The 25,188-nt window shown below is 71.2% G+C and carries 21 protein-coding genes; 8 read left to right on the top strand and 13 right to left on the bottom strand.

The window, feature by feature from the left end:
* Positions 1-152: 152 nt before the first annotated feature.
* The 5 genes from ACTHAM_RS01400 to dnaA form a co-directional block, all read right to left on the bottom strand.
* Positions 153-773: a DUF721 domain-containing protein gene (locus ACTHAM_RS01400; RefSeq protein ID WP_440683975.1), complete on the bottom strand. Its 621-nt coding sequence runs from the start codon at positions 771-773 to the stop codon at positions 153-155.
* Positions 763-1,998, bottom strand: a complete 1,236-nt coding sequence (recF, locus tag ACTHAM_RS01395; RefSeq protein WP_440683974.1) for a DNA replication/repair protein RecF — start codon at positions 1,996-1,998, stop codon at positions 763-765. Before recF ends, ACTHAM_RS01400 begins: the two co-directional genes overlap by 11 nt.
* Before the next feature lie 31 nt (positions 1,999-2,029).
* On the bottom strand, positions 2,030-2,917 hold the full coding sequence (gnd, locus tag ACTHAM_RS01390) for a phosphogluconate dehydrogenase (NAD(+)-dependent, decarboxylating) (protein ID WP_440683973.1): 888 nt from the start codon (positions 2,915-2,917) through the stop codon (positions 2,030-2,032).
* A gap of 50 nt (positions 2,918-2,967) precedes the next feature.
* Entirely contained in the window at positions 2,968-4,098 is a 1,131-nt protein-coding gene (gene dnaN, locus ACTHAM_RS01385; protein WP_440683972.1) for a DNA polymerase III subunit beta, read from the bottom strand.
* 780 nt (positions 4,099-4,878) lie between these two features.
* On the bottom strand, positions 4,879-6,366 hold the full coding sequence (gene dnaA / locus ACTHAM_RS01380) for a chromosomal replication initiator protein DnaA (protein WP_440683971.1): 1,488 nt from the start codon (positions 6,364-6,366) through the stop codon (positions 4,879-4,881).
* Positions 6,367-6,896: 530 nt separating this feature from the next.
* Here dnaA and rpmH point away from each other — a divergent pair.
* The 8 genes from rpmH (at position 6,897) to ACTHAM_RS01340 (ending at position 14,802) form a co-directional block, all read left to right on the top strand.
* Complete coding sequence (gene rpmH, locus ACTHAM_RS01375) at positions 6,897-7,034, top strand: 50S ribosomal protein L34 (RefSeq protein WP_043601468.1); 138 nt, start codon at positions 6,897-6,899, stop codon at positions 7,032-7,034.
* An 11-nt stretch (positions 7,035-7,045) separates the two neighbouring features.
* On the top strand, positions 7,046-7,414 hold the full coding sequence (gene rnpA / locus ACTHAM_RS01370; protein ID WP_440683970.1) for a ribonuclease P protein component: 369 nt from the start codon (positions 7,046-7,048) through the stop codon (positions 7,412-7,414).
* Positions 7,415-7,417: 3 nt separating this feature from the next.
* Positions 7,418-7,726, top strand: a complete 309-nt coding sequence (gene yidD / locus ACTHAM_RS01365) for a membrane protein insertion efficiency factor YidD (protein ID WP_440683969.1) — start codon at positions 7,418-7,420, stop codon at positions 7,724-7,726.
* Positions 7,727-7,751: 25 nt separating this feature from the next.
* The gene (gene yidC, locus ACTHAM_RS01360) at positions 7,752-8,888 is read left to right on the top strand and encodes a membrane protein insertase YidC (protein ID WP_440683968.1); all 1,137 of its coding nucleotides are present in this window, start codon (positions 7,752-7,754) and stop codon (positions 8,886-8,888) included.
* 28 nt (positions 8,889-8,916) lie between these two features.
* On the top strand, positions 8,917-9,423 hold the full coding sequence (locus ACTHAM_RS01355) for a Jag family protein (protein WP_440683967.1): 507 nt from the start codon (positions 8,917-8,919) through the stop codon (positions 9,421-9,423).
* Positions 9,424-11,367: 1,944 nt separating this feature from the next.
* Entirely contained in the window at positions 11,368-12,177 is an 810-nt protein-coding gene (gene rsmG, locus ACTHAM_RS01350) for a 16S rRNA (guanine(527)-N(7))-methyltransferase RsmG (RefSeq protein ID WP_440683966.1), read from the top strand.
* A 181-nt stretch (positions 12,178-12,358) separates the two neighbouring features.
* Complete coding sequence (locus ACTHAM_RS01345; RefSeq protein WP_440683965.1) at positions 12,359-13,687, top strand: ParA family protein; 1,329 nt, start codon at positions 12,359-12,361, stop codon at positions 13,685-13,687.
* On the top strand, positions 13,684-14,802 hold the full coding sequence (locus ACTHAM_RS01340) for a ParB/RepB/Spo0J family partition protein (protein WP_440683964.1): 1,119 nt from the start codon (positions 13,684-13,686) through the stop codon (positions 14,800-14,802). The genes ACTHAM_RS01345 and ACTHAM_RS01340 overlap by 4 nt, the downstream gene beginning before the upstream one ends.
* Before the next feature lie 87 nt (positions 14,803-14,889).
* Here the strand turns inward: ACTHAM_RS01340 and ACTHAM_RS01335 are convergent, their stop codons facing one another.
* The 8 genes from ACTHAM_RS01335 to ACTHAM_RS01300 all read right to left on the bottom strand — a co-directional run bounded on the left by ACTHAM_RS01335 (position 14,890) and on the right by ACTHAM_RS01300 (position 25,186).
* Positions 14,890-15,834: a D-alanine--D-alanine ligase family protein gene (locus ACTHAM_RS01335; RefSeq protein ID WP_440683963.1), complete on the bottom strand. Its 945-nt coding sequence runs from the start codon at positions 15,832-15,834 to the stop codon at positions 14,890-14,892.
* Positions 15,831-17,177 (bottom strand): PLP-dependent aminotransferase family protein, encoded by a 1,347-nt coding sequence (locus ACTHAM_RS01330; protein WP_440683962.1) that lies wholly within the window; start codon positions 17,175-17,177, stop codon positions 15,831-15,833. The genes ACTHAM_RS01335 and ACTHAM_RS01330 overlap by 4 nt, the downstream gene beginning before the upstream one ends.
* Before the next feature lie 84 nt (positions 17,178-17,261).
* Positions 17,262-17,585, bottom strand: coding sequence for a thioredoxin (trxA, locus tag ACTHAM_RS01325; RefSeq protein WP_440683961.1), 324 nt, complete (start codon positions 17,583-17,585; stop codon positions 17,262-17,264).
* A gap of 43 nt (positions 17,586-17,628) precedes the next feature.
* The gene (gene trxB, locus ACTHAM_RS01320) at positions 17,629-18,582 is read right to left on the bottom strand and encodes a thioredoxin-disulfide reductase (RefSeq protein WP_440683960.1); all 954 of its coding nucleotides are present in this window, start codon (positions 18,580-18,582) and stop codon (positions 17,629-17,631) included.
* Positions 18,583-18,711: 129 nt separating this feature from the next.
* Positions 18,712-20,637: a protein kinase family protein gene (locus tag ACTHAM_RS01315; protein ID WP_440683959.1), complete on the bottom strand. Its 1,926-nt coding sequence runs from the start codon at positions 20,635-20,637 to the stop codon at positions 18,712-18,714.
* Positions 20,638-20,697: 60 nt separating this feature from the next.
* Positions 20,698-22,335 carry a murein biosynthesis integral membrane protein MurJ gene (gene murJ, locus ACTHAM_RS01310; protein WP_440683958.1) on the bottom strand — a complete coding sequence of 546 codons (1,638 nt, stop codon included), beginning with the start codon at positions 22,333-22,335 and terminating at the stop codon, positions 20,698-20,700.
* Complete coding sequence (locus ACTHAM_RS01305; protein ID WP_440683957.1) at positions 22,332-24,638, bottom strand: DUF6049 family protein; 2,307 nt, start codon at positions 24,636-24,638, stop codon at positions 22,332-22,334. Before ACTHAM_RS01305 ends, murJ begins: the two co-directional genes overlap by 4 nt.
* Positions 24,635-25,186 carry an NUDIX hydrolase gene (locus ACTHAM_RS01300; protein WP_440683956.1) on the bottom strand — a complete coding sequence of 184 codons (552 nt, stop codon included), beginning with the start codon at positions 25,184-25,186 and terminating at the stop codon, positions 24,635-24,637. The genes ACTHAM_RS01305 and ACTHAM_RS01300 overlap by 4 nt, the downstream gene beginning before the upstream one ends.
* Between the last annotated feature and the right edge of the window lie 2 nt (positions 25,187-25,188).

Here is a 25,188-nt window from a genome sequence, read left to right as displayed (position 1 = left end):
GGGCGGATCACTCCATGACGCTGGAGTTCGTGTCTCTGTACCGGCACAGATGCGCCAGGAATGACCTGTCCAGTCTACCGTCTGGATGGCTCGGGACCGGGCTCATCGGCCCGACGTCGACGGAGCGTTCCCACGGGCTGGCAGGCAGCCGATCAGCCGAACGTGTCCCGGACCCCGCGACCACCTTTGGCCGACCGCGGCCCCCGACCGAAGCCCTTGCCCCCCGGGCCCAGCACGGTCACCTCCAGCACGACACCCTCGCCCACCTCCTCGGCGATCAGACGCAGCAGGCTCGGCGTCAAGATCTTCAGCTGGGTCGCCCAGCCGGTCGAGTCGGCACGAAGCGTCAGCACGCCCGCCTCGAAGCTCACCGGCTCCGAGTGCTCGGCCACCGGGCCGTCCACGATCTGCGCCCAGCGACCCATCACCCCGCCGACCTGCACCTGCGTGCGCATCCCGTTGAGGTCGAGCAGATGGTTCAGCGTCGAGGCGACCAGCTGCGGGTCGCGCGGACCGGCGCCGGACGTCCCCGTCTGCACCTCGAGGGCCGACCGACGACGAGGAGCCTCACCCGGGCGAAGCCCCCGGGCCCTGGCCGCGGCCTTCGCCCGGTTCAGCGCCGCGCGCGCCACCTGCTCCGGCGGGGTCAGATCGACGAGCGCCGAGACCGGCACGCCGTCCGGGACCGGTACCGGAGGCGCCGGCAGCAGCGAGGCCTCCGGGTCCGCGGGTCCGCCGGGCCCGCCAGATCCGCCGGAAGGCTCAGAGGACACGGGAGACCTCACCGCCCATGACGTCGACACGAGCGCCGGCGAGCGGTGCAGGCACGTCCTCGGCCACCGCCGCGGTGATCAGCACCTGGCGGGCAGGCGCCACCAGCTCGGCCAGGCGGTCCCGTCGGCGCGAGTCGAGCTCGGCGAACACGTCGTCGAGGATCAGCACGGGCTCACCGTCGGGACCCCAGTCGGCCACCCACAGCCCCTCGCCACCAGCCGGTGCGTCACCGGAGAGCAGCGCGTACGACGCGAGACGCAACGCCAGCGCGAACGACCACGACTCGCCGTGGCTCGCGTACCCCTTGGCAGGCAGGCCGCCGAGGGTGAGCACCAGCTCGTCGCGGTGCGGACCCACCAGGCACACACCGCGCTCGATCTCCTTCGGCCGCAGGCGACCCATCGCCTCCAAGAGCTGCGCCTCGACCAGCTCGGCCGACGGACGGGCCTGGTCACCCGCAGGTGCCGGAGCACCCTCGAGGTCCTCACCGGCCAGCACCGCATCCAACGACGCCCGGTACGCGATCGACGCCGCACCCTGACCAGCACTGACCTGCTCGTACGCGTGACCCACGTGCGGCTGCAACGCGTCGACCAGTGCCCGCCGCGCCACGATCAGCTGTGCGCCCGTCTGGGCGAGCTTGGTGTCCCACACGTCCAGGGTGCGCAGGTCCGCACCACCGCGCGAGCCCCGCACCGCCGCGCCCGCGGACTTCAGCAGGGCCGAGCGCTGACGCAGCACCCGCTCGTAGTCGGAGACGATGCCCACCAGTCGCGGCGTCAGCTGCACCGCGAGGTCGTCCAGGAACCGGCGCCGCTCCCCAGGGTCGCCCTTCACCAACGACAGGTCCTCCGGGGCGAACAGCACCGTCCGCAGGATCCCCAACACGTCCCGGGCACGCCCCGGGGAGCCACCGTTCACACGCGCCCGGTTCGCCTTGCCCGGGGTGACCTCGACCTCGATCGTCGTCGTCCGCGGCTGACCGGGGTCCAGCTCACGCACCACACGGGTGCGCACCACGGCCCGCGACGCACCCTGACGCACCAGCGCCGCGTCGGAGGGCACCCGGTGGCTGCCCAACGTCGCCACGTACCCGATCGCCTCGACCAGGTTCGTCTTGCCCTGCCCGTTCGGACCGACCAGCGCCGTGATCCCGGGGTCGAGCGGGAGCTCGACTTGCGCGTAGGAGCGGAAGTCGGTCAGCGAGAGGTGCGCGACATACATCAGGTCGGCGACGGCGGGTTCGGAGCCCGGCTCAGGGTGCCGGGCGCACGGCGTGACCGCCGAACTGCTGACGCAGGGCCGCCACGGCCTTCATGGCCGGGGACTCGCCCTGACGCGAGGCGAACCGGGCGAACAGCGCGGCCGAGATCACCGGGGCCGGCACCGCCAGGTCGATCGCCTCGTCCACAGTCCACCGGCCCTCGCCGGAGTCCTCGACCCAGTCGTCGATCGCCGCCAGCTGCGGGTCCTCCTCGAGAGCCTGCACGAGCAGGTCCAGCAGCCACGACCGCACGACCGTGCCGCGCGACCACGCCTTGAACGTGCCGTGCACGTCCGTGACCAGGTCCTTCGCGGCCAGCAGCTCGAAACCCTCGGCGTAGGCCTGCATCAGGCCGTACTCGATGCCGTTGTGCACCATCTTGGCGAAGTGGCCCGCGCCGACCGCACCGGCGTGGACGAAGCCCTCCTCGCGGGGACCCTCAGGACGGAGAGCGTCGAAGACCGGCATGGCGCGCTCCACGAGCTCCGCGTCGCCGCCGACCATCAGCCCGTAGCCGTTCTGCAGGCCCCAGACCCCGCCCGACACCCCGGCATCCAGGAACCCGACACCGTGCTCGGCGAGCAGCTCGGCGTGCGGGGCGTCGTCCTGGTAGTAGGAGTTCCCGCCGTCGATGACCAGGTCACCGGGTGCCAGCAGGCCCGCCAGCTCACGCACCACCTGGTCCGTGATCGCCCCCGAGGGGACCATCACCCACACCAGGCGCTCACCCGCCGGCAGCGCCTCCACGAGCGCCTCCAGCGACGGCACGTCCGTGACATCGGGGTTGCGGTCGAACCCGGTCACCTCGACACCTGCGGCGCGCAGCCGGGCGCGCATGTTGGCGCCCATCTTGCCCAGACCCACCAGACCGATGTGCATGAGAACCACCCTCCCCGAGCGGCGTGCGGACGTGCGTCAGAGACCTGAGGTCAGCTCGCGAAACGGATCGGGACCAGCAGGTACCGGTACTCGGCGAGGTCCTCGCCCTCGAGCGACCCCTGCCCGGTGAACTCCACCGGCTTGTTGGGGTGCGTGAACGACAGACGGACGAACGGCGTGGTCAGCGCGCTCAGGCCGTCGAGCAGGAAGTGTGGGTTGAACGCCACCGAGATCTCCTCGCCGACCAGGACCGCCTCGAGCGCCTCGGAGGCCTGCGCGTCGTCGCCCTGCCCGGCATCGAGCACCACCTGGCCGTCGCTGAACGACAGGCGGATCGGTGTGTTGCGCTCCGCGACGAGGGCCACACGCTTGGCCGCGTCGGCCAGCAGCTGGGTGTTGACGACAGCGTGGATCGGCGTCTCGTCCGGGAACAGCCGTCGCACGGCCGGGTAGTCGCCGTCGACGAGCAGGCTCGTGGTCTGCCGCCCGCCGGCCTCGAAGCCGATCAGGTCCACGCCGGTGCCCGCGGACAGGCCGATGCTGACCGAGCCGGCGGTGCCCAACGACTTCGCGGCGTCCGTCAGCGTGCGGGCACGGACCAGTGCGACCGTGGAGATGTCCGGGGATGCCGGCGACCACGTCAGCTCACGCAGTGCGAGCCGGTACCGGTCGGTGGCCAGCAGCGTGATCTTCTCGCCCTCGATCTCGACCCGGACACCCGTCAGCAACGGCAGCGTGTCGTCACGGCTCGCGGCGACCGACACCTGGGCCACCGCGTGCGTGAGCTCGTCGCCGTCGACGGTCCCTGCGACCGCCGGCATCGCCGGCAGGCTCGGGTAGTCCTCGACCGGCATCGTCAGGAGCGTGAAGCGGCTCGCGCCACAGGTCACGACGACCTTGGTCCCCTCGAGCACGACGTCGACCGGCTTGGCCGGCAACGCGCGGGAGATCTCGGCGAGCAGACGACCGGAGACCAGGACCGTGCCCGGCTCCGAGACGTCCGCGGGGATCTGCGAGCGTGCGGAGACCTCGTAGTCGAAGCTCGAGAGCTGGATCGTGCCGGTGGAGTCGGCCTCGATCCGCACACCGGCGAGCACGGGAACCGGGGGACGCGTGGGCAGGCTGCGGGCCGTCCACGTGACGGCGTCGGCCAGAACGTCACGATCGACCCGGAACCTCATGCCACACCTCTCATCGAAACGGACCTGGACCGGCGTCGCCGGGCCCACAGGTGCGCACCGGCGCCCCGTGTGCGGCCCCGTGCGTGCTGCCCGGTGGGGACGACACGTCTGTGCCGTCGCAGGCATCAGCCGAACATTACGCGAGAGGTACGACGCGGGACACCGAGATGCCGAAGCGGCGTCGTGGGTGTGTCGATCGGGCTTCGTGGCGCAGCAGTCGCACCCTGACGCCGGTGTGTGGATCTCTCCCGGGTAGAAGTCTCGTCGTCGTCGTCACAGCTGTGGACACTGTGGAGAAGTGGCTTCTGCGCAGGTCATCGACCAGATCCGGTGTGGACCTGAGCTGTGCGTGAGGGCGGCCCTCCGGTGGATGCGCGTGGACGCCCCGCGGGACCGTGGGCGTCGTCCACCGACACGGGGGTCTCCATCCACATCTGGAGGGCAGTCCTCCACCGTCGTCCACAGGTTCGTGCACAGGTGTGAACATTCGTCCCATGCATGTCTCACTCGTTCCCTGAACGTCCCGGTCAAGGCGCCGTGGATGACGTGTCGATGAGCGTTGCGCGACACCCGCGAGATGTCCGAATCGTGGTGATTTCGGTCGGCTGAGGCGTTCGCCCAGGTCAGAGCGTTGTGGGTGGCTGCGATGCGGTGTGACCTGGGTGAACGCACTGTGAAGTCAGCGGATGACTCAACGTCCACACAGCAATCCACAGGCTGTGGGGGACGATGTGGATAACCCTGGGGACGGCTCCCCCACCAGTCCCCGAGCGGGACGCGTCAGCTGCGGTTCTGCAGCTTGATGCGGTTGGTCAGCTCGGTCACCTGGTTGTAGATGGACCGGCGCTCGGCCATCAGCTCGCGGATCTTCCGGTTGGCGTGCATGACAGTCGTGTGGTCACGTCCGCCGAACGCCTGGCCGATCTTCGGCAGCGACAGGTCGGTCAGCTCACGGCACAGGTACATGGCGATCTGCCGAGCGGTCACCAGCACGCGCGATCGAGAAGAACCGCACAGGTCATCGATCGACAGGCCGAAGTACGCCGCCGTCTGGCCGATGACCTGCGTCGCGGTGATCTCGGCCGTCTGGTCGTCGGTGATCAGGTCCTTGAGCACGATCTCCGCCAGCGACAGGTCGACCTGCTGCCGGTTGAGGTTCGCGAACGCCGTCACCCGGATCAGCGCACCCTCGAGCTCACGGATGTTCGTCGAGATCTTCGAGGCGATGTACTCCAGCACGTCGTCCGGGGCCTGCAACCGCTCACTGGCGGCCTTCTTGCGCAGGATCGCGATGCGGGTCTCCAGGTCCGGCGGCTGCACGTCCGTGATGAGACCCCACTCGAACCGCGAACGCATCCGGTCCTCGAAGCCGTTCAGCTGCTTGGGCGGCAGGTCGGAGGTGATCACGACCTGCTTGTTCGCGTTGTGCAGGGTGTTGAACGTGTGGAAGAACTCCTCCATCGTCTGTTCCTTGCCCTGCAGGAACTGGATGTCGTCGATGAGCAGGACGTCGACCTCGCGGTAGCGACGCTGGAACGCGCCGGCCTTGCCCTCACCGATCGAGTTGATGAAGTCGTTGGTGAACTCCTCGGAGTTCACGTACCGCACGCGCACGCTCGGGTAGAGGTTCTGCGCGTAGTGACCGATGGCGTGCAGCAGGTGCGTCTTTCCCAGACCCGAGTCGCCGTAGATGAACAGCGGGTTGTAGGCCTTGGCCGGCGCCTCCGCCACGGCCACCGCAGCGGCGTGCGCGAACCGGTTGGAGGAGCCGATGACGAACGTCTCGAACAGGTACTTCGGGTTGAGCCGCGCAGGTTCGGACATCTGGCGACGAGGGACCGGAAGCCTGCTCGGCTCCGCGTCGGGCACAGGACGGGGTCCCGTCGAGCGCGGCTCACGGTCGTCGGTCAGCCGGTGGGACGGCTCACGTGTGTCGTCACCGTCCGCGTCACGGTGGTCCACGGCGGGCGGGGCGACACGCAGCTGCGGGGGAGCGTCGACCGCGACCTCGGAGTCGACGGTGATCGCGAACCGTGCCTCACGGCCGAGGGCCTCGCTCAAGGCCTCGACGACCTCGGCGCGCACACGCGTCTCGAGGTACTCCTTGGTCAGGTCGTTGCCGACGGCCAGCAGCATGGTGCCGTCGAGCAGACCGAGAGGGTGGGCGAGACGGACGAAGGCCAGCTGACGGGGAGTGATGTCCGGGCTCGCCTCGAACGTCGCGACCACGTGGCCCCAGACTCGTGCGAGCTCTTCGTCCTGTGACACGTCCTACCTCAGCCTGATCGGGTTCGAGGTCGCCGAGTCTCGCACGGACGACGGTTGTCCACACACTTGTCCACACCTGTGTGCGGAACGTCTCGTGCCGGATCTGCCGCATACCGACCGCCCACGCGGCCCGATCCGCACGCCGTCCGCGACCCGTCGTCACCAGGCTCGTCGCACCGTGATCAACAGGGCAGCGACGGGAGCTCCGCGACGGTGCGGGGTGACGTCGACCGACGCTACCGCGCTCACCGATCCACGACGAGCGCCCGACCGGGTGAGCGGCGGCAGGCGGCGCTGGCGCGTCGTTCGCGTGGCCGGCGGGTGAGATGAGAAGGTGCCCGTTTGCCTCCTCATTTGACCCTCGGAGGCGCTCCGCGTACCGTGGTGCAGCCTTACTGATGGCTCCTGCTGGCGCGCCCAGACGCCGCACGCCTAGCGCGTGTCTCATTGGGAGCAGTCGAGCCTGGCAGCCAGACCTGGTCGTGCACGACACGTGCGCGATCGTTCCTCCGGAGCACGTGGAGTATCTCGTGACCAAGCGCACGTTCCAGCCGAACAACCGGCGCCGCGCCAAGACGCACGGCTTCCGCCTGCGGATGCGCACCCGCGCGGGCCGCGCGATCCTCGCTGCGCGCCGCCGCAAGGGCCGCGCGGAGCTCTCCGCCTGACGCCACCGTCGGTGCTGCCCTCTGCGCACCGGATGGTCCGTGCTGCCGATTTCGAGCAGGCGGTCCGTCGCGGTGTGCGCAGCGGGCGGGACACCCTCGTGGTGCACCTGACGACACAGACCGATCACGACGCCCCCGGGCCCGTGGTCGGTTTTGTCGTGTCCAAGGCCGTCGGCAACGCGGTGACGCGGAATCTCGTCAAGAGGCGCCTGCGCAACCTCGTCCGTGACCGTCTCGGCGAGCTGCCCCAGGGGACAGGTGTGGTCGTGCGTGCACTGCCGGCCTCGGCGTCGTGCACGTACGCGCGACTGGGCCACGACCTCGACTCCGCTCTGGCAGGTGCGCGTCGCCGTGCTCGGCAGCGCACGGTCGGTGCCTGACCCATGACGGCCACGTCGGCGCTCCACCAGGTCGTCCGGCTTCCGGCTCGGGGCGTGCTCCTGCTGCTTCGGCTCTACCAGCGCTTCATCTCACCGATGACGCCACCGACCTGCCGGTTCTACCCGTCCTGCTCGCAGTACGCGGTCATCGCCGTCACCCGGCACGGTGTGCTGCGGGGCAGCTGGCTCGCCGGTCGGCGCCTGCTGCGCTGCCACCCCTGGAACCCCGGCGGCGTCGACGACGTTCCACCGGCACGCACGCCCATCCCTCACCTGCACCGTCATCGTGACGTCGCACCGTCCGCGCACTGACCCTGCGTCTTAGGAGCTCTGCCACATGTCGTGGTTCGACGGCCTGCTCTGGCCGATCATGCTCGTCGTGGCCTGGATCATGGTCCAGTTCCACAAGCTGTTCACCGCACTGGGGCTCGACTCCGGTTCGGGGGCGGCGTGGACGGCGTCGATCATCGGCCTGGTGATCGTCATGCGGATCGTCCTGATCCCGCTGTTCTTCAAGCAGATCAAGGCGTCCCGGGGGATGCAGCTGCTCGCGCCGGAGATGCAGGCGATCCAGAAGAAGTACAAGAACAAGACGGACCCCGCCTCCCGTGAGGCGATGAGCCGCGAGACGATGGAGCTGTACAAGAAGCACGGGACCAACCCGTTCTCCTCGTGCCTGCCGATCCTGCTGCAGTCGCCCATCTTCTTCGCACTGTTCCGGGTGCTGAACTCGGTGCCGATGGTGGCCGACGGGACCTTCACGCGGGGCAACGGTGAGATCGGCGCCCTGACGCAGGAGCTGGCGCAGCAGTTCGAGTCCGCCACGTTGTGGGGCGCGCCCCTGTCGGGCACCTTCACGCAGGCGTCGACCACCTTCGACGGCACGACGGCCATGCACGTGCGCATCGTGACGATCGTGCTGATCCTGGCGATGACGATCACGACGTTCACCACGCAGCGCCAGCTGACCATGAAGAACATGCCGCCCTCGGCTCTCGAAGGGCCGATGGCTCAGCAGCAGAAGGTCATGCTCTACATGCTGCCGCTGATCTTCGCGATCTCCGGCATCAACTTCCCGATCGGTGTGCTCGTCTACTGGACCACCACCAACCTGTGGTCGATGGGTCAGCAGTTCTACACGATCCGTCGGATGCCCGCTCCGGGTTCACAGGCTGAGGCGGCCATGAAGGCGCGGAAGGCGCACCGCGCGGCGGCCAAGGGGATCACCATCGACGAGGCACCCCGTGCGGTCATCGAGGAGAAGCCGCGCCCCGGGCAGCGTGAGCAGCCCAAGCGCAAGGACCGGGCGAAGCCCAGGACCACGACCACCGCAGCCGGCGCGACCGCTGACGCCAGCACGGAGAACGGCTCCACCGGCACGGGCGCGAGCCCGGACGCCACCACAGCACCCACGGACGGCGACGACTCGGGACCGAAGAAGAGCCCGACGAAGTCGCCCAAGCCGAAGAAGTAGCGCCGACGGCGCCCTGAGAGGGAGAACCATGACATCGACCCAGCCGGACGCCCCCTCCGAGTCGACGAAGCGACTCGAGGAGGAGGGCGAGATCGCCGCCGACTACCTCGAGGAGCTCCTCGACATCGCGGACCTCGACGGTGACATCGAGATCGACGTCGACCACGGCCGCGCGGCCGTGGAGATCGTCTCGGAGGACCCGTCCGACCGGTCCCTGCGCAAGCTGGCGGGGCGAGACGGTGACGTCCTCGACGCGCTGCAGGAGCTGACCCGCCTGGCCGTGCAGGCCAAGACGGGAGAGCGGAGCCGGTTGATGCTTGACGTCGCGGGCTACCGTGCTGCACGTCGCGCCGAGCTCGTCGTGATCGCCGACGAGGCGATCGCTACCGTCCGGTCGACCGGCGCGCCCATGGCTCTGCCGCCGATGAATCCCTTCGAGCGGAAGGTCGTGCACGACACCGTGGCGGCCGCCGGGCTCGTGAGTGACTCGGATGGCGAGGAGCCGTCACGGCATGTGGTGATCCGCTTGTCGTGATGACAACAGCGGTGACGAACGGCGGGCGGCCCTCGGGGCTGGCCCGCCGTTCGTCGTAGAGGCTGTTTCACGTGAAACGGGGCTCTTCCATGTGGGGGATCGGCGAGTACTGGACCATCGACCAGGGGATCGCACGTGGGGACCACGGGCTGAGGGGCTGTCTCGGTACGCGGCGCGCGACCATGGAACTCGAAGGTCCGCCAGGGCCTCTCGACGAGGAGGGGACCTACCGCGCCCGGTCGCGCACCCGGGCACCGGGATTCGACTCCGGTGGACGCTCGGCAGCGGGCTGTGACCGGTGGCGAGCTCGGGCGAGTCGATTCCCCGCCCGCAGTCCTCACATCGTCCGTCGCCGGGTCCGCCTGGGCGTGTGCCGTGGCCTGCCGGGCGGAGGCGATCCGTCGGGTCGGTGGCGGTCTCGTACCCGACGCCTCCGGGCGAGACCGACCGATGCCCGGTCGCGTGTCGAAGCAGAGCGACGGCGACTCCGGGTGCGGTCACAGTCCGGGGTGACCTGCCCACAGCGCAGCGTGGCCATACAAGCTCCAGGGTTCCTGGCTGCCTTGCGTGGCCGCGGTGGGTGTGGTGGTCGGTCGCCTCGTGCGGGTGCGGGTGGGGAGTGGCCGCCTGGGGATCCGTTGCGAGGCGATCGGTCGCGGCTGGGGGAGTGGGCGTGTGTGCCGCTCGGGCACCTCCTTGAGGTCGGTCGGCCGGGCTCAGCCAGGGCGATGGTCCACGGCACCATCACGGCGGCTCCGTCGCATGGCTCTGAACCTGGCGCGAAGCGGAGTCCGACGGGCGTGCGAGCGGCACGTGTTTCACGTGAAACCCGGGTGCCGGCACCTGGCGACGCCCCCGTGGGTATCGCGTGCGGGGAGCCGACGGCGCCTCTCGCCGACCGACGACGTCAGGAACTCCGTCGGCGGCGGGCCGGCGGGCACGAGGTGGAGTGCGACGGTCGAGCCGGAACCATGTGCGCTGTGTTGACGGGCGATCCGCGGCGATGCGCGACGGTGGCGGGACGTCGAGGACTCGCCCGTGCGCAGTGGGCGTGTACGGGCGCCTGGCGGGCGCCAGCGCTTCCCGACGCGATGCCCCCAGCCACCGCCCCCGCACGTTGTCGCGGGGGCGGTGGCTGGTCGGCTCGTGGGGCTCTCGTCCGCGCATCGGCTGGGTCGGCGCGAGCGGGCGCGCGTGAGGGCTTGTCACGCGATGTGTTTCACGTGAAACCCGCGCGCGGTCACGGGTCAGGACGAGATGCGCCGACCGGGGTCCATGGGTGGTGAGTGGTTCCTTGTCGGGTCGCATCCGACTGTGGGATCGAGGGGCAGACGAGCCTGCGGATGGGGCGGCCGACGACGGGAGACGGGCGTGGTGGTACGAGCGGAACTACGCCGCACACCTCGGGAGGGAATTGACCACCGCCTGCGGACACGGGTGCACTCGTCGCGGTCGGGCGTCGCGTCGGCACATCTCGGTGCTCCTCGGGGCTGAGCGCATGTCTGCTGAGCCGGACTGTCTGGCGCCCCATCCGGGCTGTCGCGCACCGCCGTCGCCCATCGTCGACCGGACCGGTCAGTCGTCCGAGCGATGACAGATGGCACCGGGGAGGAGAGAACGGTGCACCCCACCGGTTGCCGGCGCGCCAGGTGTCGATGTGCACGACTCGCCTCCGGCGGGCTCGCCCGTCGGCGCGCTGTGTTTCACGTGAAACGGGCGTCCGTGGCACGCGCGGGGACGTGTGCGGTGTGTTCGAGAGCCTCGGGTGAGGCCGCCGGGGGGACAGGGTCGAAGGGTGGGCCGCACGTCACGCACCAGGTCGGGACCGCTGGACTCGCACCAGGCATCGACGGACAGAGGGTCGATGTGGTGGAGCGTGGGCGCGAAGCCTCGCCTCTGCCTTGCCGTGCCATCCGTGCAGCGTGGAGTCGATACCCGCGCCCGGTGTGGGACTCGCGGGGAGTGACTCGTCGCGCGGTACGGTGGGGCGTCGCGGCCGTCCATGACGGGTCGTGTCGACGGACAGCAGGGGTCGGGCGCGGCTACGGACCCCATGACGACATGTTTCACGTGGAACAGGCAGGAGAGCCCGTGGTTGCGGACACCCACCCGGATCCCCAGGACGATCCGTGGCAGGGCGATCCGCGGGTCGCGGACTACTTCGGCGACGCGTGGCCGGCGGTGCAGGGCTTCCATGACCTCTTGGTCCGTGAAGGCGTGCTGCGCGGGCTCATCGGGCCACGAGAGCTGGACCGCCTGTGGTCACGCCATCTCCTGAACTCGGCGGCGGTGGTGCAGTTCCTCCCCGTGGTCGGTCGGATCGTCGACCTCGGTAGCGGGGCAGGCCTGCCGGGGATCGTGGTCGCGGCGATGCGCCCCGAGGCGGAGGTCGTGCTGCTCGAGCCGATGGAACGACGGACCGACTGGCTTGGTGAGGTCGCCACTGCTCTGCAGCTCGACAACGTGGTCGTGCGTCGCGCGCGGGCGGAAGAGGTGCACGGAGAGATCGTCGCGGATGCGGTGACGGCCCGTGCGGTGGCTGCGATGGACAAGCTCTACGCCTGGTCGATGCCACTCCTGCGCCCCAGGGGAGTGCTGGTGGCTCTCAAGGGTGGTCGTGCCGAGGAAGAGATCGAGGCCGGCTTGAAGGCGGCGCGTAAGCAGCGGGTCGAGAGCGTCGAGGTCCTCGCGGCTCCGACGATCCCTGGTGTCGAGGAGACGCGCGTGGTGCGGGCCGTGCGGAAGGCCGCCTGAGATGTTCGGACGGAAGCGGCGCCGCGCAGCCGAGGAGGCCCAGCGGCCAGCGGTGCAGACGACAGCCAGTCCGTGGCCGCCCGTCGCTGACCCACCGCCGTCGATCATGGCGTTGCCGCCTGTGTCCTCCGAGGTGCTCGTGTCACCGACGGAAGATGCCTCAGGCCTGGGTGGCCACCGCGTGAACCACGACGAGCCCTCTCCTGAGATCGACGGAGGGAACACCGAGACCTCGGCCGTAGAGAGCGCCGTTTCACGTGAAACAGGCGCGCCTCCCGCCCCGATGACCCAAGGAAGCGGTGTCGGCGCGTGGGAGGATGCACCGTCGGTAGGCGGCACCGGCACACAGATGAGCAACCTCTTGCATGGCAGCGGGAACAGCAGCACCCACGACGAGGCTGATCACGCCCCCGGTGCGCACCCACCGGACAGCACCCTCCTGCCGACACCACGGACAGACGATCACGACGGAGCCCAGAGCACGGTGAACACTCTCGACCCGGATGAGCAGCGCCGCGCCGCGCTCGTCCAGAGCCTCCCCTCCGTCGACGACGACACCCCGCTGATGGCCCAGCTGCAGCAGGACGCGCGTCGCCGCATCGAGCTGCGTGGCCGTCGCTTCCCGCGCCCCGATCAGACGCGCGTGATCACGGTGGCCAACCAGAAGGGTGGCGTCGGCAAGACGACGACCACCGTGAACATGGCGGCGGCGCTCGCACAGGCAGGACTGAACGTCCTCGTGCTCGACAACGACCCGCAGGGCAACGCATCGACCGCACTGGGCATCGACCACCGAGCGGGCACCCCGTCCATCTACGAGGTGCTCGTCGAGAGCGCACCGATGGCCGACGCGGTGCAGCAGAGCGCCGACATCCCGAACCTGTGGTGCCTGCCGGCGACCATCGACCTGTCCGGCGCGGAGATCGAGCTCGTCTCGATGGTGGCGCGCGAGACGCGCCTGCGGAACGCACTGGACGCGTACCTGCAGCAGCGGATCGACTCGGGCCAGGAACGCATCGACTACGTGCTGGTCGACTGCCCGCCCAGCCTTGGGCTGCTGACGGTGAACGCGTTCGTGGTCGCACGCGAGGTGCTCATCCCGATTCAGTGCGAGTACTACGCCCTTGAGGGTCTGAGCCAGCTGCTCAAGACCATCCAGCTGATCCAGGCGCACCTGAACCCGGATCTGCACGTCTCCACGATCCTGCTGACCATGTACGACGCCCGGACCAACCTGGCGCAGCAGGTCGCCACCGAGGTCCGCACGCACTTCCCGGAGCGGACGTTGCGCACCACGGTGCCGCGGTCCGTCCGCATCTCGGAGGCGCCGAGCTATGGGCAGACGGTCATGACCTACGATCCCGGATCGTCCGGCGCACTCGCGTACCTGGAAGCCGCGCGTGAGCTGGCGGAGCGCGGGGTCGGCACGACTGAAGACACGAACATCGGCGAGACACCGGCGTACGGGCAGCCCGTGGTCGCCGCGACAGTGACGCAGGAGGAGCAGTGAGCGAGAAGCGACGCGGCCTCGGCCGGGGGCTCGGTGCGCTGATCCCCCAGGGGCTCGACGGCCAGCGACCGACCGGTGATCGACCCGCAGACGTGTTCTTCGGTGAGCCGTCGGCTTCCGCGGCGACGGCGACGATCGAGCGCGTCGGTGCCGCGAGCGGTGCCGGCGAGGACGGTGCGACAACGCCCGGCGACGGTGCCGCATCGACCACCGTCTCCGAGTCGCGTGCGGGGGAGCAGCCGACGCCGGCCGTCACCGACGGGGCCGTGGCGACTGACGACGGCGGCCTGCTGCCGGTCCCCGGTGCACGGTTCGCCGAGCTCCCGGTCGACCAGATCCGCCCCAACCCTCGCCAGCCGCGGACGGTCTTCGACGAGGACGCGCTCGAGGAGCTCGTGGGGTCGATCCGTGAGATCGGCGTTCTGCAGCCCATCGTGGTCCGCGACGTCGGTGACGGCTTCGAGCTGATCATGGGGGAGCGGCGGTGGCGCGCGACGCAGGCCGCCGGGCTCGACACGATCCCGGCGATCGTGCGCGAGACGGAGGACGGCGACCTGCTGCGCGATGCGCTGCTGGAGAACCTGCACCGTGCGCAGCTGAACCCGCTCGAGGAGGCGGCTGCCTACCAGCAGCTGCTGGACGACTTCGGGTGCACGCACGAGGAGCTGGCATCCCGGATCAGCCGTTCGCGCCCGCAGATCTCGAACACGCTGCGTCTGCTCAAGCTGCCGCCGCTGGTGCAGCGCCGGGTCGCGGCCGGTGTGCTCTCGGCCGGTCACGCGCGGGCCCTGCTGGGTCTGGGTGACGGTGCGGCGATCGAGCGGCTCGCGCAGCGGATCGTCGCGGAAGGCCTGTCGGTTCGTGCCGTCGAGGAGATCGTCTCGCTCGGTGGCGATGCGGAGTCCCCGGCCCGTCGTACCCCGCCGCGCGCGGGTGTGCGCAACGAGGCGCTGGACGACCTGGCCTCTCGACTGTCGGACCGGTTCGAGACGCGGGTCAAGGTGACGCTCGGCAAGTCCCGCGGCCGGCTGACGGTGGAGTTCGCGTCGGTCCAGGACCTCAACCGCATCCTCGAGAGCCTGGCGCCCGAGGACCCGGGTCTGCTGCGCCGGTGACATGGCCGGGCGGTCTGCCGCTCGTCGTGCCCGCCTGCCCGACTTGAGGCGTTTTCAGGCGGTTCTGATCGGTCGGCCAGTCGCTGATCAAGCGTTCAGAGAAGCCAGCACCAGCGATCGGTACAACTCGCCAAGGTTGTGCCCAGCGGCCTCTGCTGCCTGGGGAAACAGCGACGTCTCGGTCATCCCGGGGGCCGTGTTGACCTCCAGGAACCACACCTCGCCGGACTCGTCCACGATCAGATCGGTGCGCGAGACACGCGCCAGACCCAGGGCCCGGTGCGCGGCGACGGCGACCTCGCCGACGCGACGCCCCAGGTCCTCCGGGAGCCGCGGGGGCGCGAAGTACTCGGTGCGACCCGGGTTGTAGCGGGCGTCGTAGTCGTACGGGCCGTCGGTCACGATCTCCACCGCCGGCAGGGCGACCGGACCGCCACCGATGTCGATGACGCTGACACCGACCTCGGTCCCGACGACTGCTCGTTCGACCAGTGCCGTGTCCGAGTACGAGAAGCAGTCGACCATCGCCCGCGGCAGCTCGTCGTGCGCCGTCACGAGGCTCACGCCGAGTGCCGAGCCTCCGCGCGACGGCTTGACCATCAGCGGCAGCCCGAGCCGCGCATCGAGCAGCTCGAGCACCTGGTCGGCGCCCAGCTCGTGGAACAGGGACTGGGGGAGGGTCACGAAGTCCGGCGTCCGGACGCCGGCCCGCGCCACCACCGTCTTGGAGATCGGCTTGCTCCAAGCCACCCGACTGGCCCGCGGGTCCGTGCCCAGCACCGGCAGGCCCAGCAACCGCACCACGTCACGGACCGACCCGTCCTCACCGCTCGCCCCGTGCAGCAGCGGCCACACCAGATCGGGTCGCAGCTGGGTCAGCGCGGGGACGAGGTCGGAGTCGACGTCGTGCACGGTGACCTCGACACCCGCGGACCGCAGCGCCTCGGCGACGCGACGACCCGAACGCAACGACACGTCCCGCTCGTGGGAGAGGCCACCGGCCAGCACGGCGACCCGAGGGGAGAGGGTCACGCGAGGTCCGGACCGGGTGCCTGCACCGACTCCCGTGCCACGCCAGCACTCGTGCCGAACAGCTCGACGAGCTCGCGCTCGCCGCGCACCACACCGGCCAGACGCCGCACCCCTTCCCGGATCCGCTCAGGTGTGGGGAAGCAGAACGACAGACGCATGTGATCGGCGCCCGACCCGTCGAAGTAGAAGGCCGTACCCGGCACGTACGCGACCCGCGCGGTCACGGCGCGCGGCAGCATGTCCTTCGCGTCGAGCCCGTCGGGGAGCCGGACCCAGGTGTAGAAGCCGCCGTCGGGCACGGTCCACGTGGCATCGGGCATGTGCTCGGCCAGGGCGCCGACCATGGCGTCGCGCCGCTCGCGGTACTGCTCCCGGTAGGCCTTGATCTGCCCACGCCAGTCGAAGTTCTGCAGGTAGGCGCTGATGGCCAGCTGTGAGGCGTTCGACGGGCACAGGATGGCGGACTCGCTGGCCAGGACCAGCTTCTCGCGGACGGCGTGCGGGGCGACAGCCCAACCGACCCGGTAGCCGGGGGCGAAGGTCTTGGAGAACGAACCGAGGTAGACCACACCGTCCTCGCTCATCGACCGCATGGCCGGGAGCGGTTCGCCGTCGAACCCGAGGAGCCCGTACGGGTTGTCCTCGAGCACGAGCACACCGTGCCGGGCGGCGATCTCCAGGATGCGGGGGCGCCGTTCGAGGGAGATCGACACGCCGGCCGGGTTGTGGAAGTTCGGCACGGTGTAGAGGAGCTTGACCCGCCGGCCCGCACGCGCCAGCGCGGTGAGGGTCTCGTCGAGCAGCTCGGGTACGAGCCCGTCGGCGTCGATCGGGACATGCACGACCTCGGCCTCGTACGCCCGGAACACACCCAGGGCACCGACGTAGGACGGTGCCTCGGCCACCACGACGTCGCCCGGGTCGACGAAGATCCTGGTCACGAGGTCGAGCGCCTGTTGGGAGCCGGTCGTGACGACGACATCGTCCGGGTGCGCCTCGATGCCCTCGAGCCGCATGAGGTCGAGGATCTGCTCGCGCAGACCCTCGTCGCCCTGGCCGGAGCCGTACTGCAGGGCGGTGAGCCCGCGGGACGCCACGGTCCGGGCGGCCAGGTCGGCCAGGTCGTCGAGGGGCAGCCCCTCGAGGAACGGCATGCCGCCGGCGAGGGAGACGACCTCCGGGCGGTTCGCGACGGCGAACAGGGCCCGGATCTCGGAGGACCGCATCGCATGGGTGCGGTCGGCGTAGGCGCCGAGCCAGGGGTCGAGCCGCGTGCCGGCCGCGGCGGAGGACGTGGGGTGGTGGCCCGACGTCGTGCGCACGGGCGGCTGCTGCTCTGACATGCCCTTCAGTCTGGCACGGTGCGCGGGCTGCCCGGTCGCGCTTCCACGGAGTGTTCCCCGGCAGGCGCAGGTCCGAGCGTCCGGTCAGAGCTCGGCGAGCGCGCCCTCGATCTCCTCCGCGATGACCGACTTGGGTCGCGCGCCGATGACCGAGCGGACGAGCTCGCCACCGGCGTAGATGTTCAGCGTGGGGATCGAGACGACCCCGTAGTCCGCGGTGACCTGCGGGTTGCTCTCGGTGTCGAGCTTCACGATCTTCACGCGACCCGCGTACTGCCCGGCGAGCTCCTCGAGCACCGGCGCCACCAGCCGGCACGGGCCGCACCACTCGGCCCAGAAGTCGACGAGCACGGGCACGTCCGACTCGAGCACCTCGGTGCGGAACGTGCTGTCGGTGACGTCGAGCATGGAGTCCTCCTCGGGACGTGAGCGGTGCGGGGTGAGCGGTGCGTCAGTCGAGGGGGGTGAGTCCGGCGAGGTGGTGCTGGGCGTCCAGGGCGGCGGAGCAGCCGGTGCCGGCGGCGGTGATGGCCTGCCGGTAGGAGTGGTCGACCAGGTCACCGCAGGCGAACACCCCGGGCAGGTTCGTGGCCGTGGTGCGCCCGAGAACCTTCACGTACCCGTTCTCGTCCAGGTCGACCTGCCCGACCAGCAGCTCCGAGCGCGGCACGTGACCGATCGCGACGAACACCGCACCGGCCTCCACCTCACGCGTCTCACCCGTCAGGGTGTCGCGCAGCGTCACACCGGTGACCTTCTCGGTGCCGGAGATGCCCACGACCTCGCTGTTCCACGCGAACTCGATCTTCGGGTCCGCGGCGGCCCGGTCGGCCATGATCTTCGAGGCCCGCAGCTGGTCACGACGGTGCACCATGGTCACCTTCGAGCCGAACCGGGTCAGGAACGTGGCCTCCTCGACCGCCGAGTCGCCTCCGCCGACGACCACGATGTGCTGGTCACGGAAGAAGAACCCGTCACACGTCGCGCACCACGACACCCCCCGCCCCGACAGGCGGTGCTCGTCGGGCAGACCCAGCTCGCGGTACGCCGACCCCGTCGCCAGGATCACCGCCCGTGCCAAGAACCGCTCGCCACCACCGGTGACGATCGTCTTGACCTCACCGGTCAGCTCGAGCGAGGTCACGTCGTCCCACAGGATCTGCGCACCGAACCGCTCGGCCTGCTTCTGCAGGTTCTCCATCAGCTCCGGCCCCTGGATCCCGTCAGGGAACCCCGGGAAGTTCTCCACCTCGGTGGTGTTCATCAACGCCCCACCGGCGGTCACCGACCCGGCCACCACCACCGGCGCCAGACCCGCACGCCCCGCGTAGATCGCCGCGGTGTACCCGGCCGGACCCGACCCGACGATCACCAGCTCGTGCACGGTGGTGGACTGCTCGCTCACAGGGGTTCCCTCGGGTCGGTGGGTGGTGCGGACGGCACAACGGATCCTAGGCCGGATCTGTTCCGTACTTCCGGTCCGCTCTGCCGCGCCGACCGGCGGCCGCGCACGGGGCGCCGCGGTCGGTCGGCGTCAGGACAGGGTGATCTCCGCCAGCTCGATGCGGTACGCCCCGTCGGGTGCGGTGGCCAGGCCGTCGAACCACAGCACGATCGTGTCGGTGTCGACAGGCTGGTCGAACGTCAGCACGGTCTCCGGGCCCAGGGCGCCCTCGGCCAGCAGGGTGCCGCCCGAGGGGTTGGCGGCGTCGGTCTGCCGCACCTGAACGTGCCCGCCCGCGCCGTTGATCTGCAGCTTCACGGACGACACGGTGGCCTGCTCCTGCAGGGAGAGCACCAGTGCGACGCCCGGCTTGAGCCCTCCGAAGTCGGCCCGCTTGTACGTCATCGTGTACCAGACGCTGGACGGGTCACCATCACGGGCGAGGTCCACGGCCTCCGGGTGCTCGCCGTCGTTGTCGGCCGGGTCGATGGACTGGATGGAGGCGATGACGGGGGTGCCGCCCGCCGTGGGAGCCGGTGCGGTGGGGGTCGTGCCCGGTGTGGAGGTCGTCTCCTCCGGGGTCGATGACGGTGCCTGCGAGGTGGTCTGCGCGGCAGGGACGTCTTCGGCCTCGCTCCCGGCGAACAGTGCGCGGAAGGCCAGGAAGAGCCCGATGAGCACGACGACGACCACGGCGCCCAGCACGAGTGGCGTCGGGTCGGACCGGCGGGCGGGGGCGGCGGGCTCGCCGGCGCCGAAGTCCTCCCAGTGCAGGTCGTCGTCCGTGGGCCCGGCGCCCATGGGAGCGAAGGACGCGGGCGCGAACGTGGGCGGGGCGGGCTGCGCGGACGCAGAGACCGGCGGCGGCACGGCGACGGGCGGCATCGGCGGCGCGGCCGGTGCCTGGAAGACGGGCTCCTGGATGACCGGTGCCGGGGGCTGCGCGGCGGGGACCACCGGGGGGCGCGTACCACCCACCGGGCCGAACGCGCTGGCCCTCGTCGGTGTGGCCGGGGGCGGCGTGCCGGGCGGGCTCGCGCCGGGCGTCGCCTGCTCGGCGAACGTGGCACGCACCGACTGCCGCTGCACCTGCGGCGGGGTGAAGGCCTGGGTGGGCGGTCCGTCGTCGTAGTCGGGTTCCACCGTGCCCGCCGCCGTGGCAGCACCCGCGGCCACGGCCGCGCCCACGATCGGCCAGCCGGACTGGGCGGGAAGCGTCTCGGCGGCCTGCTGCAGCCCGACGGTGCGGATCGAACCCCACGGCTCGAGCTCGCGGACGACCTCGCCCGGCGAGTGCGGACCGTCGACGTGCGGGCCGAGCGTCACGGCGCACAAGGTGTCCAGGTCGTTGGGCACCCCGGCGACGAGGTCCGCGGGAGGAACCGGGCCCTGCTCGGTGGCGGGCGCGCTGGGCAGCTCCGCGGGGATGTTCGGCAGGTGCCCGCCGGACGGCCACTGGCCGGTGAGGGCCGTGTAGAGCACACGGACGAGCGAGACGGCGTCCGTCCGGGAGGTGCTGCGCGCGTCGCCACCGGCGAGCCCGAGCAGGGCACCGTCGAGTGCCAGGCCGGTGACGAGCACACGGCCGTCGGCGGCCACGTGCACCGCGGAGGGGCGCAGGGTGAGGTGGTGCACGCCACGGCGGCGGGCGATCTCGAGCGCGGAGGCGACCTCGCCGACGAGGGCGCGCGCCTGGTCGGCCGAGAGCGGTCCGTGCGCGGCGAGCTGCTCGAGCGAGGGGCCCGTGACCTGCTCGGTCACCACGTAGCCGGTGTCCTCGTGCATGCCGACGTCCAGCACGCGCACCAGGCGCGGGTCGATCACGAGCGCTGCGCGACGGGCGGCATCCAGGGCCTGCGGCACGTCGCCGGTGTGCAGCAGGTGCACGCGCACGGGCCGGTCGAGGATCTGGTCGTTGCCCTGCCAGAGCGAGGATCCGGGCAGATCCGTCGTATCGGGCTCGAGCACCCGGTACCGTCCCGCCAGCACGGTGCCTCGTCCGACGACCTCGTTCACGACACCTCCAGGTCTGGGAACCCCGGCCTACGGGGCACCGCACATGCTAGACGCCCCCGATCAGCGGCGTCGGCGCACCCGGGCCAGCAGCGGGCGCAGCAGGTCGTCGAGCTCGCGCACGTGCATGGCCTTCAGGGCCAGGCCGTACGCCGCGCACATGAGCGTGCCGACGACCACGCACGTGACGAGGTTGCCGAGCGCCTTGTCCGACAGGCCGAGCAGGGCCAGCACGGCCGCTCCCACCCCGGCGGCGAACACCGCACCCAGGAGGGCCTGCAGGTGCGTGCGCAGCACCCGGGGGCCGTCGACGTGGACCAGACGCGCGCGCAGGTGCCAGATCGCCGCGAACGCCCCGACGGCGTACGACAGGCTCATCGCCGCGCCCGCGCCCGCGACCCACCAGCGGGGATCGAGGACCTGCTGGGCCAGGAGCGTGCCGAGCGGGACGACGACCGCCATGGCGATCTGGATCGGCACCATGCCCTTGGGGTCCTCGTAGGCGTAGTAGACCCGCTGGCACATGGACCACGCGCCGTAGAACGGCAGGCCGAGGATCATCGTGACCACCGCGCCGGTCAGCGCCCTGGCCTCCGCCGGGGTGCCGGTGACGATGATCAGCCGGCTCACCTGGTAGCCCAGCACGACGATGACCGCCGTCGCGAGGATGGTGAAGAGCCCCACGACGCGCATGCCGAGCGAGAACGTCGACCGGGCGGCATCGACGTCGCCGTCGTGCGCCTGGGACGACAGCCGGGTGAACAGGGCGGTCGCGAGGGAGACCGTGACCAGCGAGTGGGGGAGGATGAAGACGAGGAACGCGTAGTCGTAGATGGCGTTGCCGGCGACGGTCGTGCCGGCCCCTGCGGCGCTGGGCGCCTCGTTCACGACGCGGGACACCACGATGTACCCGAGCTGCCCGACGGCCAGACCCACGAAGGTCCACCACGCCATCGTGCCCGCACGGCCCAGGCCGTAGCCCCGCACCCCCCACCGCAACCGGGTGCGCACCCCGGCGTGACGCATGGCTGGGTACAGCACGGCTGCCTGGGCAATGACACCGAGCGTCGCCGAGCCGGCCAGCAGGGCGATCTGCCCGGGGCTCCACGTGGCGGCCAGGTTGACGTCGGTCTCGCGGGCGTTGCCGAAGACGGCGATGAACACCCCGAAGCCCGCGAGCGAGACCAGGTTGTTGACCACCGGGGCCCACATGTACGGCCCGAACGACCCGCGCGCGTTGAGCACCTGGCCGAGCAGCGCGGAGACGCCGTAGAAGAACAGCTGTGGCAGGCACCAGTAGGCGAACGTGACGGCCAGGGCGTACTGGTCGGTGTTCTTGGAGTTCGAGTAGATGCCGACCAGCACCGGCGCGACCGCCATGAGCACCACGGTGACGCCACCGAGGATGACGTAGCCGAGGGTGAGCAGCCGATCGACGTACTCCTGGCCGTCGTGGCGCTTGTAGGCCCGGACGACCTGAGGGACGAGCACGGCGTTCAGCACACCGCCGGCCAGGAGCATGTAGAGGATGTTCGGCAGCTTGTTGGCGACGGCGAACGCGTCGGCGGCCTGGCCGGTGGCACCGATGGCGGCCACGAGCACCATGCCGCGCAGCAGGCCGAGCGCACGGGAGACGGCCGTGCCGGCGGCCATCACGGCGGAGGCGCGACCGAGGGCCCCGTTGGACGTGGCCTGGCTCACCGTTGCTCCTCGGGGTGCGGTGGGGTGGTCGCGGTCGCCCCGGTGGGCGGGCCGCTCTTGCCGAGCACACCGACGGTGGCGACGCCGCCGGTCGCGATGGCCTCGGCCTCGGTGCGGGCACCGCGGCGGGCGGACTGCCCACGGCGCACCGTGCGGACGACCCCCAGGATCAGCCCGACGGCGAGCAGGACGCCCACGACGATCGTGCCGACGTCCTCGATGGTGGGGGAGGCCCACGCCACGAACGTGACGACCGGTGCGACGACCTGGCCGGTCGTCGTGGTCAGCACGGCGTCGACCCGGACGTCGCAGTTCGCGGCGGCGATCAGGGTCACCGGCACGGTCTCCTCGGTGCCGGCGGCGACCGTGGCGGTCACGGGGCCGTCGGTGGACAGGCAGGCCTTGGCGGGGCGCAGCTCGACCTGCACGGTCACGTCGGTGGGCAGGTCGTTGCGCACCACGACCCGCACGGGGCTCCGGGCGCTGATGATCTTGGCGTTGCTGAGCGGCGCGATGGTCAGGCCGGTCAGCCTCGTCCGGGTGTCGGCCAGTGCCTGCTGGACGAGCAGCGCGCGGCCTGCCGGGTCCTCGCGCCAGGCGACGGCCAGGGGTGCGACGAGGCTCTGATCGACCCCGGCGAGCAGCGTCACGGGGTCCGCGCTCACCGTGGCGAACGCCTGTGCGGCGTCGTGCGCGGCCGTGAGCGCCTGCACCTCGGCGACCGGCATGACTGTCTCGGCACGGTCCGAGGCGGGCAGGTCGGTGCGTGCCGCGCCGGTGTCGGAGGAGCCGATGAGTGTCGACACGGGCGTGACCTGCACCCATGATGCGCGTTCGAGGGCGTCGAGGACGGCGGTGACCGCCGGGACGTCCGGCTGCCACGCGCGGCCGGGTGCGATCAGCAGGTGGCGCACGGCGGTGGTGTCCTCGCGGGACACGATCGCGGTCTCGGCCAGGACCCGCTGCACGGTGGTGGCCGACGTGGCCCCGGCCTGCACCGACGTGGGGTCCGTCAGGAGGGCGTCGAGCGTGGCGTCGGGAACCAGGGCGGCGATGCTGCCGGAGTCGGTGTCGACCGCGGCCCGTGCACCGGCGGTGACCTTCTCGTCGGTGGGTGCCAGCAGGTCGGGTCCGACCACCAGGGTGCCGGCGCCGAGCTCGGCCGCCAACGCGGCGGTGGTCTTGTCGGTCCCGGTCGGGGGCGCCCAGAGCAGGTCGGTCCGGGGGGTGACGCCGACCAGGTCGGTCGACGTGGCTGCTGACAGGTCGCGTGCGACGCCCACCAGGTCGCCCTGGCCGGCGTGCGCGGCGGCGGACAGGTCGGGGTCGGACCAGGGCAGCGCGAACACGTCACGCCCGGTGAGGGTGCCGGTGACCTGCTCGACCCAGTCCTGGGCACGCGTGCCGCCGGCGGCGGCCTGCTGGAGCAGGGCGGGGTCGACGGCCCACCCGACACCGGGGTGCGTGCGGGTGATCGTCAGGAGCGCGGTGAGCCGACCCTGGGGCCCGGTGAGGTCCTCGAGCTCGGCGGTGAGCTGCTGGGCTGCGGCGCTCTCCTCGGGGGTCGTCCCGCCCGGGGTGGCGTCGGCGGTGGCGTCCGTGCCCTGGTCCGTGCCGTCGTCGGTGGTCGTGGTGGCCTCACCGGCGCCCGTGGTGGCGGGCCCGACGACGGGCAGCAGCACCGACAGGCGGGTCGGTTCAGGCTCGTCCGTGGTCATCCAGAGCAGGAACGTCCGCTGCAGCCCGACGCGACGGGAGCCGTCGCTGACCTCGACCGCGAGCCCCCGCGGACCCCACGCGTCGGCGTACTCCAGCAGACCCATCGCGTCGGCCGGCACCGTGAGCTCGACGACGGCGCTCGACCCCGGTGCGAGCGGGCCGGTCAGCGCGTCCTGGACGACCCGCCGTCCGGCGGCGGCCGTGGGCGCAAGGTCCGTCCAGGCCTGCAGGTCGGCGCGGGTGGTGGACCGCACCCGGTTGATCAGCACCGAGGCCTGCGGGCGTTCGATCGTCGTCTCTCCGTCGTTGCGGACGGTGGCCCGCACGACAAGGTCCTCACCGGGCCGGAGCACAGCGGGGGTGACGGCGGTGATCTGCACGGTCACGGCCAGCGCGTCGTCCTCGGCGGTGGCCACCGTGCCGGGCGCGGGTGCCGCCGCGGCGGTGGACCCGGTGGCGAGCCCGACCAGGAGCGGGAGGCCCACGACCGCCGCCAGCAGCGCGCGGAAGGTCGCAGGACGACGGGCGCCGCCGTGCGTGCGTCCGTGCAGGAGACCCGCGGGGGTGCGGGGCGATCGGGTCATGCGTCGCCGACGAGGACCAGGAGAGCGGCTTCGGCCAGGCGGCGTTCGTTGGGGTACGCGAGCCGGCTGTGCAGCTCGGCCACCGGGATCCAGGCGGCGTCCTCGGCTTCGCCGTCCGGGTCGCCCTCGACGGTCAGCTCGCCACCGACGGCCGCGAGCAGAAAGTGGTGCACGACCTTGTGCACGCGACGGTCCTCGCCGCTGAACCAGTAGTCGATGACGCCGAGCCGCCGCAGGATCTCGCCGACGATGCCGGTCTCCTCGGCGATCTCGCGGACGGCGGCCTCCTCGGGTGTCTCCGTGCCCTCGAGGTGACCCTTCGGCAGGCACCACTCGAGCCGTCCGGCCCGGTTGCGCCGCGCGATCACGGCCGCGTGGTGGATCCCGCCCTGCTGACGGACGACGATGCCTCCGGCCGAGGTCTCGTCGACCACGGGCAACGGCCCGACGTGACGGACCGGGGGAACGCGCACGTCGATGCGCAGCGCATGACCACCGGGTGGCGAGGGAACGCCACCGGGCACGTCGGGGTGCGCCGGGCTGGACATGC

It is taken from the genome of Cellulomonas soli, from assembly GCF_052036975.1.
GTDB classification, from domain to species: domain Bacteria; phylum Actinomycetota; class Actinomycetes; order Actinomycetales; family Cellulomonadaceae; genus Cellulomonas; species Cellulomonas soli_A.
Note: the sequence above shows the minus strand (reverse complement) of the source record. Positions and strands in the feature narration are given on the sequence as shown.